The sequence below is a fragment of the Agilicoccus flavus genome, from assembly GCF_014857905.1.
Taxonomy (GTDB): Bacteria; Actinomycetota; Actinomycetes; order Actinomycetales; family Dermatophilaceae; genus Agilicoccus; species Agilicoccus flavus.
The window spans coordinates 48,679-62,905 of the sequence record NZ_JACYXE010000010.1 but is presented as its reverse complement, the minus strand read 5'-3'; the positions used below and the strand labels follow the sequence as shown (position 1 = coordinate 62,905).

The 14,227-nt window shown below is 75.5% G+C and carries 14 protein-coding genes; 2 read left to right on the top strand and 12 right to left on the bottom strand.

Annotation, left to right across the window (positions count from 1 at the left end; genetic code table 11):
• Positions 1–122: 122 nt before the first annotated feature.
• Positions 123–392: a PLD nuclease N-terminal domain-containing protein gene (locus ICW24_RS14905; protein WP_226346512.1), complete on the top strand. Its 270-nt coding sequence runs from the start codon at positions 123–125 to the stop codon at positions 390–392.
• 66 nt (positions 393–458) lie between these two features.
• Complete coding sequence (locus ICW24_RS14900; RefSeq protein ID WP_226346511.1) at positions 459–1,340, top strand: 1,4-dihydroxy-2-naphthoate polyprenyltransferase; 882 nt, start codon at positions 459–461, stop codon at positions 1,338–1,340.
• A gap of 80 nt (positions 1,341–1,420) precedes the next feature.
• Here the strand turns inward: ICW24_RS14900 and ICW24_RS14895 are convergent, their stop codons facing one another.
• From ICW24_RS14895 to ICW24_RS14840, 12 genes are all read right to left on the bottom strand, one after another.
• The gene (locus ICW24_RS14895) at positions 1,421–1,735 is read right to left on the bottom strand and encodes a DUF4229 domain-containing protein (RefSeq protein ID WP_226346645.1); all 315 of its coding nucleotides are present in this window, start codon (positions 1,733–1,735) and stop codon (positions 1,421–1,423) included.
• Positions 1,735–2,793, bottom strand: a complete 1,059-nt coding sequence (ccsB, locus tag ICW24_RS14890) for a c-type cytochrome biogenesis protein CcsB (protein ID WP_226346510.1) — start codon at positions 2,791–2,793, stop codon at positions 1,735–1,737. Before ccsB ends, ICW24_RS14895 begins: the two co-directional genes overlap by 1 nt.
• Positions 2,794–2,886: 93 nt before the next feature.
• Positions 2,887–4,647, bottom strand: a complete 1,761-nt coding sequence (gene resB, locus ICW24_RS14885) for a cytochrome c biogenesis protein ResB (protein WP_226346509.1) — start codon at positions 4,645–4,647, stop codon at positions 2,887–2,889.
• 1 nt (position 4,648) lies between these two features.
• Positions 4,649–5,401, bottom strand: coding sequence for a cytochrome c biogenesis CcdA family protein (locus ICW24_RS14880; RefSeq protein ID WP_226346508.1), 753 nt, complete (start codon positions 5,399–5,401; stop codon positions 4,649–4,651).
• The gene (locus tag ICW24_RS14875; RefSeq protein WP_226346507.1) at positions 5,401–5,982 is read right to left on the bottom strand and encodes a TlpA family protein disulfide reductase; all 582 of its coding nucleotides are present in this window, start codon (positions 5,980–5,982) and stop codon (positions 5,401–5,403) included. The genes ICW24_RS14880 and ICW24_RS14875 overlap by 1 nt, the downstream gene beginning before the upstream one ends.
• A gap of 38 nt (positions 5,983–6,020) precedes the next feature.
• Entirely contained in the window at positions 6,021–6,785 is a 765-nt protein-coding gene (locus tag ICW24_RS14870; protein ID WP_226346506.1) for a histidine phosphatase family protein, read from the bottom strand.
• Positions 6,782–8,104 carry a glutamate-1-semialdehyde 2,1-aminomutase gene (hemL, locus tag ICW24_RS14865; protein WP_226346505.1) on the bottom strand — a complete coding sequence of 441 codons (1,323 nt, stop codon included), beginning with the start codon at positions 8,102–8,104 and terminating at the stop codon, positions 6,782–6,784. Before hemL ends, ICW24_RS14870 begins: the two co-directional genes overlap by 4 nt.
• Positions 8,105–8,163: 59 nt before the next feature.
• A complete protein-coding gene (gene hemB / locus ICW24_RS14860; protein WP_226346504.1) occupies positions 8,164–9,183 on the bottom strand; it encodes a porphobilinogen synthase in 1,020 nt (339 codons plus the stop codon).
• Positions 9,180–10,820, bottom strand: coding sequence for a bifunctional uroporphyrinogen-III C-methyltransferase/uroporphyrinogen-III synthase (locus ICW24_RS14855; RefSeq protein WP_372360827.1), 1,641 nt, complete (start codon positions 10,818–10,820; stop codon positions 9,180–9,182). Before ICW24_RS14855 ends, hemB begins: the two co-directional genes overlap by 4 nt.
• Positions 10,821–10,825: 5 nt before the next feature.
• Positions 10,826–11,992 carry a hydroxymethylbilane synthase gene (gene hemC, locus ICW24_RS19755; protein WP_226346502.1) on the bottom strand — a complete coding sequence of 389 codons (1,167 nt, stop codon included), beginning with the start codon at positions 11,990–11,992 and terminating at the stop codon, positions 10,826–10,828.
• Positions 11,989–13,308 (bottom strand): glutamyl-tRNA reductase, encoded by a 1,320-nt coding sequence (locus ICW24_RS14845; protein WP_226346501.1) that lies wholly within the window; start codon positions 13,306–13,308, stop codon positions 11,989–11,991. The genes hemC and ICW24_RS14845 overlap by 4 nt, the downstream gene beginning before the upstream one ends.
• Entirely contained in the window at positions 13,305–14,132 is an 828-nt protein-coding gene (locus ICW24_RS14840; protein ID WP_226346500.1) for a redox-sensing transcriptional repressor Rex, read from the bottom strand. Before ICW24_RS14840 ends, ICW24_RS14845 begins: the two co-directional genes overlap by 4 nt.
• Positions 14,133–14,227 lie beyond the last annotated feature (95 nt).

Sequence of the window (14,227 nt, the reverse complement as noted above, 5' to 3'; positions counted from 1 at the left end):
CCCCCGCGTGGGAGAATGAAGGGGTCCCACGCCCCGTGGGGCCCGCCGCTCCTGCCGACGGCCCCGGCGCCCGCTCGCCGGGTGGACGAGGTGGCCGCGGCGATCCGATCGAAGGAGCCGACATGCTGCGCGTCGTGGGCGCCCTCGCCCTCCTGGCCTTCACGGTCTACACGCTCGTCGACTGCGTGCAGACGCCCGACGACGCCGTGAAGGGGCTGCCGAAGATCGTCTGGGTCTTCGTCATCCTCCTGTTCCCGCTCGCCGGCGGGGCCGCGTGGTTCCTCGTCGGTCGGCCCACCCGCCCCCGCCTCATCTCGGGGCCGCAGGACCGACCCGGTCCGCGGCGCCCGCGCGGCCCCGACGACGACCCCGACTTCCTCAAGGGCCTGTGACGCGCCGCGGGACCGCCCCGGTCCCCACGCGTCCGACCCGTTCGACTGCCGAAAGCTGACATCCCCGTGGCCACCCTCTCCCAGTGGATCGGCGGCGCCCGCCCCCGCACCCTGCCCACCGCGTTCGCGCCGGTGTTCATCGGCACCGCCGCGGCCTACGCCGCCGGGTCCGCCGACCTGCTCGCCGCGTTCCTCGCCCTCGGCGTCGCCCTGGCCCTGCAGGTGGCCGTCAACTACGCCAACGACTACTCCGACGGCGTCCGCGGAACCGACGACGTCGGCCGGCGCGTCGGACCGGTGCGGCTCGTCGGGCAGCGACTCGCCGCCCCGGGCCAGGTCAAGCGGGCCGCGTCCGCGGCGTTCGGCGTCGCCGCGGTCCTCGGCCTGGGCCTGACGTGGCGGTCCGGGGCTTGGTACATGCTCGCGGTGGGGGCCGCGTGCATCCTCGCCGCCTGGTACTACACCGGTGGCGACCACCCCTACGGCTACCTCGGCCTCGGCGAGGTCTTCGTCTTCGTGTTCTTCGGACTCGTCGCCACCCTCGGCACGATCCTCACGCAGGCCCACACGACCACGCTCACGGCCTGGGCGGGCGCGGTCGGGGTCGGGGCGCTGTCGTGCGCGGTCCTCGTCGCGAACAACCTGCGCGACATCCCCGGCGACACGCTCGCCGGCAAGCGCACCCTCGCGGTCCGCCTCGGCGACGGCCGGACGCGCACCCTGTACGTCGTCCTCGTGGCGCTCGCGTTCGGCTGCGCGCTGCTCGCCGCGGCCGACTCCCCCGGCGCCGTGGCCGCCCTGGCGGCCGGCGCGCTCGCCCTCGCCCCACTGCGCCGGGTGCGCTCCGGCGCGACCGGGGCCGACCTCGTGCCCGTGCTGGCCGGCACCGGGATGCTCGTCCTCGGCTACGGGATCCTGTTCTCGCTCGGGGTGGCCCTGCTGCCCTGAGGCGGGCCTTGGAACGGTCCCTGAAACGGGCCTGAGACGGGCCCTGACGCTGCCCCCGAGGGCCTCCCCTCGGATCCGGCTCAGCCGTCCTGCGGGTCCCGGGAGCGTCGCTCGATCTCGACGTCCTCGGCCTCGTCGTCGGAGAGCACCTCGGCGTCGCGGCGCTTCTGCGCCTCGCTCGTCTTGCGCTGGGTGCGTGCCTCGACGCGGTCGTACACCTCGCGGCTCATCTGCTCCCGCATCCCCGAGAGCAGCCACATCGACAGCACGAGCGAGAGCGTCGCCGCCACGAGGAGCAGCAGGATCGGGTCGCGCAGCCCGACGAGCCACAGGACGAACAGGCAGGCGAAGAAGACGAACAGGCGGGCGAGGGTGTAGCGGACGGACGCGCGCATCACGGGGCCGACACCCCCGAGTACGAGTGCATGCCGGGGAAGAAGTAGTTGACGATCGTGAAGTTGACGATGATCGCGAGGTAGCCGACGACGGCGATGATGTTCGCGGTCCGCAGGCTCCACCCGCTCGTCGCGCGGGCGTGGAGGTAGGCGGCGTAGATCGTCCAGATGACGAACGTCCAGACCTCCTTGGGGTCCCAGCTCCAGTAGGTGCCCCACGCCTTCTGGCCCCAGATCGCGCCGGCGATGAGCGTGAACGTCCACAGCGGGAAGCCGAGGATGTTGAGGGAGTAGGCGGTCCGGTCGAGACTGGTCGAGTCGGGCAGCCCGGCGAGGAACCGGGGGCGGCCCCGCTGCCCACGCGCGATCGCCTGTTCGCGGCGGGCCTGGGCGAGCTGGAGCAGCAGGACGATGAACCCGAGCGTGAAGATCGCGGTCGCGAGGATGGCGACCGGCACGTGGATGACGAGCCACGCGTCCTGCAGCGACGGGACCAGCTCGCTCGCGGCGGTGTACCAGCTGCGGATCGCGATCCCGAGGACGAGCAGCACCGGGGTGACGACGAAGACGCCGAGCCACTTCAGGGGGCGGCGCTGGGCGAGGGCGAGATAGAGGGCGAGGACGACGAAGGAGCCGGCGACCGCGAACTCGAACATGTTGCTCACGGGCGCGCGGCGCACGGACAGCCCGCGCAGCACCATCGAGACGAGCAGGAGCATCGTCGCGAGCCACGACAGCGACATCGCCCAGGCCCCGACGCGGGCGCCGGGCGACCCGGGTCCGGGCTGCGGGCCGCCGACCGCGGACGAACCGGCCGTCGCGCCCGTCGTGCCCGTGGCGTCTCCGGCGTCTCCGGCCTCGACGCCATGGGTCGCCTCGCCCGCACGGGCGGACGCGCCGGCCCCCACGAGCTCGCGCGTGCGGTCCTGCGGCGGCGCGGAGCGCGCGCTCGTCACCTTCGCGGTGTGCAACGCGAACGCGATCATCGCGAACGCGAGCACACCCATCGCGGTGTAGAGCACCGTGTTCGAGAGGGACGCGAGTCCTTGGGGATCCATGTCGTTCCTGCCTTGTCGTTCGCCGGGGGTCACCTCGGCGGCCGGGTGGGCGTGTCCTCGCGGGCCGAACGGTCCGCACGCCTGCGCTCCAGCCTAGGCCCTGGGCGGGCCGCTCCCCTCGGGGCTCCGGTCGGGGCTCCCGTCGCCCGCCCGCTCGGGTCCGTCCGCGGCGCCGACCCCGGGCAACCGGGCGGCGAGGGCGTCGACGGCGCCCTGGAGGGTGGCGTCCTCCCCGCGGGCGAGGCCGGCGACCTCGACGACCCGGCGGCCGTCGGGCCCCGGCTCGCCGACCCGGACGAACAGGCGCCGGCGCCGGATGAGCAGCGACGCGACGAGGCCGAGGAGCGCCACGAGGGCCGAGGTGAGCGCGAGCGGCTTGGCGGGGTCGTACCGCGTGGACACGCCCGCCCACCGGTCGATGCCCTCGAGCGTCACGGTGCCGCGCCCGCCGGGCAGTGCGACCGTCTGGCCGGGGCGGAGCTCGAGCCGGGCGGCCTTGCCGTCCGCGCCGGTCAGGGCCGTCAACCCCGAGGTGTCGAGCGTGTAGACCGACTCGGCCCCGCCGGCGAAGAGCTCCCCGACGTACGGGTTGAGGATGAGGACCGGGTCGCGCAGGTCGGGGAACACCGACTCCGGCCCGTTCGGGCCCTGCGCGGCGGTCGGCAGCAGGACACCTGTGAACCCGAGCTGCTCGGGGCGCGCGCCGGGGACCTTGACCGCGCCGGCGGAGGTGTAGACCCCGTCCTGCGGGAGGAACGGGGTGGCCTGCTCGTAGAGCACGGCGCCGGCGGCGTCGCGCACCGTCAGGCGGGGGGCGTACCCGTTGCCGAGCAGATAGACCGAGGCGTCGCCGAAGGTGAGCGGGCCGTTGACCCGCAGGTCGCGCTGCTCCGGCGCGGCGCCGGGGTAGGGCGTCACCGTCGTGTCCGCCCGGAAGTCGCGGGCCGCGCCGAACTGCGCCCCCTGGTCGGACTCCTCGAAGCGGACGTCGAGCCGGTCGAGGTGCACGGTGAACGGCACGAGGTCGTCCGCGTCGACCCAGGGGCCCGGCGCGAACGTGTCGTACCCCGACACCGTGTTCGTGAACGACTGGCCCACCGGCACGATCCGGTCGGCCTTCCACCCCACAAGGTATCCCCAGGCCAGGGCGACGATGACGACCAGGATCCCGGCGTGGAAGAGGAGGTTCCCCGTCTCGCGGAGGTAGCCGGTCTCGCCCGCGACGCTCCGGTCGCGGGGGGAGGCGGTATTCGCAGCGGCTGCGCCGGTGTCGGCGGGGGTGCCGGCGGGGTCGGCGGGGGTGCCGGCGGGGTCGGCCCGCACCCGGTACCGGGACCGCCGCAGGGCCGCGCGGGCCGCGGCGAGGACGTCGTCGGGGTCGGCGTCGGTCTCGACCCGGGTGTAGGCGGGCAGCCGCCGCAGCCGGGACGGCGCGGCCGGCGGCGCGGAGCGGAGCGCCCGCAGGTGCAGGCGCGTGCGCGGGACGACGCAGCCGATGACCGACACGACGAGCAGCAGGTAGATCGCTGAGAACCACACCGAGCTGTAGACGGAGAAGAAGCCCAGCCGGGCGAGCCACGGCCCGAGGGTGGGGTTGTCGCGCAGGTAGTTCGAGACGGCGACGGGGTCGATGCCGCGCTGCGGGAAGATCGAGCCGGGGACGGCGGCGACCGCGACGAGCAGCAGCAGGAGCAGGGCCGTGCGCATGCTCGTGAGGTTGCGCCACGCCCACCGCGCCCAGCCGCGGGCGCCGAGGCCGACGGGCCGGGAGCCCGGGCCGTCGGTGACGGGGGCGGCGGCGTCGGTGGGGTCGGGGGCCGCGGGGGCGAACCCGCCGTCGCGGTCGTCGGTCACGTCACAGCACCGTTTCGAAGGAGGAGATGAGGTCGTTCTGGAGGCGGACGACGACGTCGCCCCACCAGCCGGTCACGAGCAGGACCCCGACAGCCAGCAGCAGGCCCCCGCCGATCCCCTGCACGAGGCGGTGGTGCCGGCGCAGCCACCCCGACGCGCGCACGGCCCGCCCCCAGCCGGCGGCGAGCAGCAGGAACGGCACCCCGAGACCGAGGGAGTAGGCGACGCCGAGCGCGATCCCGCGCGCGACGAGACCGGAGTCGCCGGCCAGGTTCGTCGCGAGGGCCATGATCGCCGCGAACGTCGGCCCCATGCACGGAGACCACCCGATGCCGAAGACGACACCGAGCAGCGGTGCGCCGCCGAGCCCGGCCGCGGGCCGCCACGCCGGCTGCCACGTGCGCGCCGATCGCGCCCCGCCGACGCCGAGGAAGAGCAGCCCCATCGCGATGACGACGACCCCGCCGAGGCGCATGAGCAGGTCCCGGTGCGCGGCGAGCGCGCCGCCCGCGATCGCGGCGACGAGGATGCCGGTGACGAACACCGCGCTGAACCCGAGGACGAACAGGGCCGCCCCCAGCAGGACCCGCGGTCGGCGCCGCGCGTCGAGGGCCTGCCCGCCGAGGCCCGTCACGTAGCCGAGGAAGCCCGGCACGAGCGGCAGCACGCACGGCGACGCGAAGGAGACCGCGCCCGCGAGCACGGCGACGCCGAGCGCGAGGACGAGGTTCCCGTCGGTGACGACCGACCCCATCAGGCCTTCTCGGCGGCGACGTCGTCGACGAGGTTCTTCAGGGTCGTCGGCGAGGTGATCGCCCCGTTGATGCGGGCGGCGATGCGGCCCTGCCGGTCGAGGACGAGGGTGGAGGGCGGGTTGCTCACCTTGCCCTGCAGCCACACGCCGGCGGCCCGGTTCGGGTCGGACAGCGAGGGGTACGGCAGGCCCTGTCGTTGGGCGGCGGCCGCGCCGGTGGCCGGGCTCTCGCCGAAGTCGATCCCGAGGAAGACGACGTCGGGGTGGGCGGCGGTGAGCTCGGTGGCGGCGCGCACGAGGTGCGGCGCCTCGGCCTCGCACGGCCCGCACCACGACGCCCACAGGTTGACGACGACGACCTTGCCCGCGCCCTGCCTCGTCCGGGACCAGGCGCTCCCGTCGAGCAACTCGCCGCTCAGCTCCACCGGCGCCCCGCGCCGGTCGGTGCCGATCTGCTCGATGGCGCCGTCGCCGATCTGGATGTTGCGTTCGCCGTTGTCGCGGGCCCGCTGGCCGAGGGCGTCGTCGCCGGCGCACGCGGACAGCCCGCCGACGAGCGCCAGGGCGAGGAACGTCGACACGAGCGGCACCGCCGCGTGCCGTCGACCGCCGCGCGCCCTCACGCGCCCGGGGTGCTCGCCGCTCCGGGGAGGAGGTCGGCGGCGGGTTCGGAGTAGGCGATGGAGACGAGGTCGTCGCCTGCGTACGTCAGCGTCGTCACCGACGCGAGGTTGCAGTGCCGGTGGCGGGGGTCGTGCCACAGGTGGCGCCCCTCGAGGGAACGGCGCAGCGTCTCGATGGGGAGCTGGTGGGAGACGAGGACGACCTCGCCGCCGCCGTACAGGCGGTGCGCGGCGCGCCTCGCGTCGGCGACGGCCTCCCGCATGCGCCGCGCGATCTGCGCGTACGGCTCGCCCCAGGAGGGGCGGAACGGGTTGCGGACGAGCCACCAGTTGCCCGGGTTCCGCAGCGACCCCTGGCCCTCGCCGAAGCGGCGACCCTCGAACCGGTTGCCGGCCTCGATGATCCGGTCGTCGGTGTGGAGGCCGACCCCGTGCGCGGCGGCGACCGGCGCCGCCGTCTCCTGCGCCCGGTCGAGGCTGGAGGCGGTCACGAGACGCACGTCGCGGTCCGCGAGGTGCTCGGCGACCCGGTCGGCCATCTCGCGGCCCCGCTCCGAGAGGTGGTAGTCGGCGAGGCGGCCGTAGAGGATGCGGTCGGGGTTGTGCACCTCGCCGTGCCGGACGACGTGGACGACGTCGTGCGGGACGCCCCGGCCGGCGCCGGTCCGGTCGCCGCGCCCCTGCTCGCCGTGGTCCTGCTCGCCGTGGGCCTGCTCGCCGTGGGCCTGATCGCCGTCGAGGACGGGTCCGGTCGTGCTCATCCGGGCATCCTGTCACGGAAGGCTGAGGCCTCCCTGGCCGCCGCGGGCAGGGCCGCGAGCACGTGGTCGACGGCCTCGTCGTCGTGCGCCGCGGAGACGAACCATGCCTCGAAGGCGCTCGGCGGCAGGTGCACGCCCTGGTCGAGCATGGAGTGGAAGAACGCGCCGAACGCGCCGGTGTCCTGGGCGCGGGCGTCGTCGTAGTTCGCAACGGGCTCGTCGCGGAAGAACACGCTGAACATGCTGCCCGCCCACTGGATCGTGTGCGGGACGCCCTGGGCGGCGAGGGCGGCGTGGGCGCCGTCGGCGATCGCGTGGGACACGACGTCGAGCCGGTCGTAGACGGCGGGCGTGCAGCCTCGCAGCGTGGCGATGCCGGCCGCGGTCGCGACAGGGTTCCCCGACAGCGTGCCCGCCTGGTAGACGGGGCCGAGCGGCGCGAGCTGGGCCATGAGGTCGGCGCGGCCCCCGAACGCGGCGGCCGGGAACCCGCCGCCCATGACCTTGCCGAAGGTGAACAGGTCGGGCGCCCCGCCCTCGGGCTCGCCCTCGAGGCCGTACCAGCCGGCGGCGCTGCAGCGGAAACCCGTCATCACCTCGTCGGAGACGAGCAGGGCGCCGTGCGCCGACGTGACCCGGCGCAACGCGGAGGTGAAGCCCAGCGCGGGCGGCACGACGCCCATGTTGCCGGGGCTCGCCTCGGTGATGACGCACGCGATGTCGTCGCCGTGCTCGGCGAACGCGGCCTCGAGCGCGGCGACGTCGTTGTACGGGAGCACGATCGTCTCCCCCGCCGAGCTGCGCGGGACGCCCGCGGAGTCGGGCAGGCCGAACGTGGCGACCCCGCTGCCGGCGTGCGCGAGGAGCGCGTCGACGTGCCCGTGGTAGCACCCGGCGAACTTGACGACCTTCGACCGGCCGGTCGCGCCGCGGGCGAGCCGGACCGCGCTCATCGTCGCCTCCGTGCCGGAGTTGACGAGGCGCACCTGCTCGACGGGGGCCACGCGGGCGACGATCTCCTCGGCGAGGACGACCTCGTTCTCGCTCGGCGTGCCGAAGCTGAAGCCCCGCGTCGCCGCGTCCTGCACGGCCGCGAGCACGTCGGGGTGGGTGTGCCCGAGGATCATCGGGCCCCACGAGCAGACGAGGTCGACGTACCGCCGGCCGTCCACGTCGGTGAGCCACGGGCCCTGCGCGCTGCGCATGAACCGCGGCGTCCCGCCCACGGCCCGGAAGGCGCGCACCGGGGAGTTCACGCCGCCGGGCGTGACGGCCAGCGCGCGGTCGAGCAGGGCGGCGGAGGAGGGGACGTCACTCATGCGACCCATCATCGCAGCCACCGCTCCCCTCCTCGGGGGCACCGTCGTGCGGCCCCCACTCAGCGCAGGCGCGCCGCGACCTCGAGGGCGTAGTACGTGAGGATCGAGCCGGCGCCGGCGCGGCGGATCGACGTGAGCGACTCGAGGATCGCTCGGTCGCGGTCGATCCACCCGTTCGCGGCGGCGGCCTCGATCTGCGCGTACTCGCCCGAGACCTGGTAAGCGCTCACGGGCACGTCCACGCGCTCGGCCACGGCGCGCAGCACGTCGAGGTAGGGCAGGGCCGGCTTCACCATGACGATGTCGGCGCCCTGCTCGACGTCGAGCGCGACCTCGCGCAGCGACTCGCGGACGTTGGCGGGGTCCTGCTGGTACGTCGCGCGGTCCCCGACGAGCGTCGAGGCGACGGCCTCGCGGAAGGGGCCGTAGAAGGCGGAGGCGTACTTCGCCGCGTAGGCGAGGATGACGACGTCCTCGTGCCCGGCGGCGTCGAGGGCGTCGCGCACGACGCCGACCTGACCGTCCATCATCCCGGACGGGCCGACGACGTGCGCCCCCGCTCGGGCCTGCGCGACCGCCATCGAGGCGTACCGCTGCAGCGTCGCGTCGTTGTCGACGACGAGCCGCCGGCCGCCGTCGGGGGCGGTCACCTCGGTGAGGACGCCGCAGTGGCCGTGGTCGGTGAACTCGTCGAGGCACAGGTCGGCCATGACGAGCGTGTCGTCGCCGACGACCTCGCGCACGGCCCGGAGGGCCACGTTGAGGACGCCGTTCGGGTCGTCGCCGCCGCTGCCGGTGGCGTCCCGCGTCGTCGGCACGCCGAAGAGCATGATGCCGCCGAGCCCGGCGTCGACGACCTCGCGGGCGACGCCGCGCAGCGACTCGAGGGAGTGCTGGACGACGCCCGGCATGGAGGCGATGGGCACCGGGGTGTCCGCGCCCTCCTTGACGAAGGCGGGGAGGATGAGCTGCCCCGGGTCCAACCGCGTCTCGGCGGCGAGGCGGCGCATCGCGGCGCTCTGCCGCAGCCGCCGCGGCCGGTGCCGCAGCCCGGCCGTCGACGACTCGGCGTCGCTCATCGGGCCTTCCGGCGCCCGGTGGTGCGGCGGTCGCTGGGGCGGACGACGTCCTCGCCCGCGGCCATGGCCTCCGCGCGCAGCCCGCGGCCGTACGCGGCGAGCGCGTCGACGAGCGCCTCGGACGACGCCTCCTCGGCGAGGACCGCGACCGACAGGCCGTGCTCCTGCGCCGTCTTGGCGGTAGCCGGGCCGATGCACGCGACGACGGTCGACGGGTGCGGCTTGCCGGCGATGCCGACGAGGTTGCGCACCGTCGAGGACGACGTGAACAGGACCGCGTCGTAGGCGCCGGACTTGATCGCCTCCCGCACGGGGGCGGGCGGCGGCGCGGCGCGCACCGTGCGGTACGCGGTGACGTCGTCGACCTCCCAGCCCATCCCCTGCAGGCCCGCGACGAGGGTGTCGGTCGCGATGTCGGCCCGCGGCAGGAAGACCCCGTTGATCGGGTCGAGGACGTCGTCGTAGGGCGGCCATTCGTCGAGCAGTCCCTGCGCCGAGCTCTCGCCGCTGGGCACGAGGTCGGGCTCGAGGCCCCAGTCGCGCAGGGCGTCGGCGGTGACCCCGCCCACCGCGGCGATCTTCAGGCCGGCGAAGGCGCGGACGTCGAGTCCGATCTCGGCGAGCTTCTCCTTGACCGCCTTGACCGCGTTGACGGACGTGAAGCCCACCCACTCGTAGCGGCCGGTGACGAGTCCCTTGATCGCCCGCTGCATCTGCTGCGGGGTGCGGGGCGGCTCGACGCTGATGGTCGGCACGACCTCGCCGCGGGCGCCGTACATCGTGAGCCGCGACAGCGTCGTCTCGGACTGGTCCTTCGTCCGTGGAAGGAGCACGCGCCACCCGAACAGCGGCCGGGTCTCGAACCACGACAGCTCGTCGCGCTGGTCGACGCCGCGGCCGACGACCGCGACCGACGGCTCGCCGGCCCGCCCGGCCTCGAGGGCGTCGATGGCCTCGGCGAGGCTCGAGGTGTACGTGTGCTGCTTCGTCGTCGTGCCGTGCTCGGTGAGCGCGACCGGGGTCGACGCGTCGCGACCCGCCTTGAGCACCCGGGCGAGGGCGTCGGCGAGCTGCTCGGGCTCGCCGTGGACGACGACCGTGACGGACTCCGATGCGGCCGCGCCGAAATCGGCCTTGGCCGGGTTGCCCGCGTACGTGAGGACGGTCGGCGAGGCGTCGGTGCTCAGCGGCACGCCGGCGTAGGCCGAGGCGGCCTGCGCGCTGTCGACACCCGGCACGACCTCGACCTCGATGCCGGCCTTGTGGCAGGCCGACAGCTCGGTGGTCAGGGTGCCGGAGCGGCCGACGTCTCCCGTGGTGACGCGCACGACGAGCCCGCGGTTCGGGGCGGTCCGCTTGGCGACCGCCTTGGCCGTGGACACGACGAGACGAGCGCGCGCGGCGCGGGTCAGGGCGGTGCCGCGGTCGGCGTGACACGCCTCGACGACCTCGACCTCCGGGATCGAGTGGGCGGCGAGGACCTCGGCGGTGCCGGGGTCGACGACGAGCACGTCGGCCGCGGCGATGAGCTCGGCCCCTCGCATGGTCATGAGACCCGGGTCTCCGGGGCCGGTGCCGACGAAGGCGACTCGGGGCAGCTCCGTGGACGGGGCGCGGTGATCGTGGCCGGTACTCACGGCGGTCACTCCTGCTCGTTCGTGGTGTCGGTGGCGGCCGGCGGGGCCGCCTCGGGAGGGGCGAGATCGGGGGCCGGGGCGTCGCGCAGCCGCATGGTCGCCGGGATGCGGTCCGCGCCCGCGGCGAGCAGACGGGCCGCCACGTCGCGGCCCAGGTGCGTGGCCGCGGCGAGCGCGTCCGCGCCCGAACCGGTCTGCAGGCGTGGTGTCGACTCCTCCGCATCCTGCACAACGTCCGGAGGCAGCCCGATGATTCCGCGACGACGCAACGAGATCGACGCGTCGTCGGATCCGGCGAAGGCGTCGAGGACGAGGAGGTGCTCCGCGGGGTCCGCCGGGTCGTGCGGGCCGGGCCGGTCGGGCGGCGCGTCGCGCAGGCGCGGCGGGGCCGAGACCTCCGCGCCCAGGCCCTCGGCCTCCTCGCGCGTGACGACGCGGGCGAGCGCCCCGACGGGCGCCGTGCACCCGGCCTCGAGGGCCGCGAGCAGGGCGCGCTCGGCGGTGACGGTCAGGCGGGTGATCGCGTCCTCGAGCGGGGCGGTGGCGGCGAGCGTCGGCGCGTCGTCGCTGCGGCACTCGACGGCCAGGGCGCCCTGGCCGGGCGCCGGCAGCATGACCTCGGGGGGCAGGACGGCGGCGCCGGACTCCTCGAGCAGCCCGAGGCGCGTCAGCCCCGCGGCGGCGAGGACGACCGCGTCGAGCTCGGCGCCGACCTTGGCCAGGCGGGTGCCGACGTTGCCGCGCAGGGGCCGCACCCGCAGGTCCGGGCGGGCCGCGGCGAGCTGGGCGGAGCGTCGCGGGGACCCGGTCCCGACGACGGCTCCGGCCGGCAGGTCGGCGATCCCGCCCCCGCCGTCGGCGACGAGGGCGTCGGCCGGGGTCTCGCGCGGGGGCACGGCCGCCACGACGAGGCCCGGCTCGGGCGTGACGGGCAGGTCCTTGAGGGAGTGCACGGCGACGTCGATGCGCCCCTGCGTCAGCGCGGTCCGGATGGCGGCGGCGAACACGCCGGTGCCGCCGATCTGGGTGAGCGGCGACCGGTCGACGTCCCCCTCGGTGACGATCTCGACGATCTCGACCTCGTGGCCGAGGGCGCGCAACCGGTCGGCCACCCACGTCGACTGGGTGACGGCGAGGTCGCTGCGGCGGGTTCCGAGGCGGAGGCGACTCACGTCGTCCCTCCCCGGTTCGGGGGCGTGCTCACCGCGGCGACGTCGCGGCTGTCGAGGTCGAACAACTCGCGCAGCACCTGGGCGTAGTCGCCGGTCTGGTCGCGGCCGGCCAGCTCCTTGACCCGCACCGTGGGCGTGTGCAGGAGCTTGTCGACGATCCGGCGCACGGCGCGCGACACCTCCTCACGCGAGGCGGGGTCGAGCTCGGGGAGCCGGCGGTCGAGGCGGTCGAGCTCGTCCCCGACGACGGCCGCGGCCCGCGAGCGCAGCGCGGCGACGGTGGGCGCCACCTGCTGGGCGCGCGCCGTGACGAGGAAGGCGGCGACCTCGGCGGTGACGAGATCGCGGACGGCGGCGACGGCGGACCCGCCGTCCCGGGTGGACAGTCGCGCCCCGATCGCCTCGAGGTCGATGACGTGGGCGCCGGGCAGTGCGGCGACGGGCGGGTCGACGTCGCGCGGGAGTGCGAGGTCGACGTAGACCTGCGGCCCGCGCACGCCCTCCGCCCGCCGCGCGGCCAGGCCCGCCCCGGCGAGATCCGTGGAGACGACGTGCCCGACCGCCCCCGTGCACGTGACGACGACGTCCGCGTCGGCGAGGGCCGCGGGCAGGTCGTCCCATTCGCGGACGCCGGCGTCCAGGGACGCCGCGAGGCGTTCGGCCTTGCCGCGGGTGCGGTTGACGATGTCGAGGTGGGCCGGGCCGCGGCGCGCGACGGTCGTCGCCGCGAGCGCGCTCATCGACCCCGCCCCGAGGACGAGGACGCGCGCGTCGGACAGTCCGCCGAGGACCTCGGCGGCGACGTCGAGCCCCTCACCGACGAGCGAGGCCCCGGCCCGGTCCAGCCCGGTCTCGGAGTGCGCGCGCTTGCCGACCCGCAGCGCCTGCTGGAAGAGGAGGTTGAGGGACGTGCCGACGGTGCCGACGCCGCGCGCCCGGTCGAGCGCGGTGCGCAGCTGACCGAGGATCTGCGGCTCCCCCACCGCCATCGACTCCAGCCCGCAGGCGACCGAGAACGTGTGCGCGATGGCGCGGTCCTCGTAGTGGACGTAGAGGTGGTCGCGCAGGCCGGCCACGTCGACGCCCACGGCCTCGCGCAGGGCCGCGACGACCTCGTCGATGGCGCCGTGGAAGGTCGCGGCCTCGGCGTAGACCTCGAGCCGGTTGCACGTCCCGACGACGACGGCCTCACGCACGTGGTCCCCGCACACGAGGGCCCGGCCGACCGCGTCGGCCTGGGCCGGGGTCAGCACGACGCTCTCGAGCACGTCGAGCGGGGCCGTGCGGTGGGACAGACCGATGACGACGAGGCTCATGATGCCGTTCCTTCCAGCGGTGAGGGCTCCGGGTCCGGCGTCGCGCCGGCCGGGGCCGGCGACACCTGCGTCGCGGTCCGGGCCCGGGGGGCGCCCTGCGCGTCGAGGCCCGACGCGCGATCCACGCCACCGGGCGTCAACGCCTCGTGGGCGGCCGGCATGCCGGCCGCTCCGGCGGGCGCCGAGCCGTTCTCGGCGTGGAACGCAAGGATCTGCAGCTCGTGGGCCACGTCGAGGCGGCGGACGTGGACGTGCGCCGGAACGGCGAGGGTGCCCGGTGCCAGCGTGAGCATCGAGGTCACGCCGGCGGCCACGAGGGCGTCGGCCGCCGACTGCGCGCCCGCGGCGGACGTGGCGACGACGCCGAGGACCCGGTCGAGGCCGGAGACGATCTCGGTCAGCCGGGCGACGTCCTCGATGACGAGTCCGCCGGCGCGGCGCCCGACGACGGCCGGATCGCGGTCGAGCACGGCCACGACCTCGAAGCCGGCCCCGCTCAACCCGGAGTGGTCGGCGAGGGCGCGGCCGAGGCGCCCGGCCCCGACGAGGACGACGGGCCAGCCGTGGGAGACCCCCAACCGGGCGCCGATCTCGCGGGCGAGGGTGCGGGCGTCGTAGCCGACCCCCCGCACGCCGTGCGCGCCGAGATAGCTGAGATCCTTGCGGAGCTGGGCGGGACCGACACCGGCCGCGGCCGCGAGCTCCACGGACGATACGGTGGCGAGGTCGTCACCGCCGAGCGCGGCGAGGGCCCGCAGGTACTCCGGAATCCTGGCGACCGTGGCGTCGGGGATGTCCCGACGGGCTGTGGTCTCGGCAGGCAACGGAGGTCACCGGCTCCTCGCATCGAACGGAGTGGTCAAGACGGCGCGGGACGAGACGTCCGGCGGGCATGACCCCGGCGGGCGGGCCGGTCCGG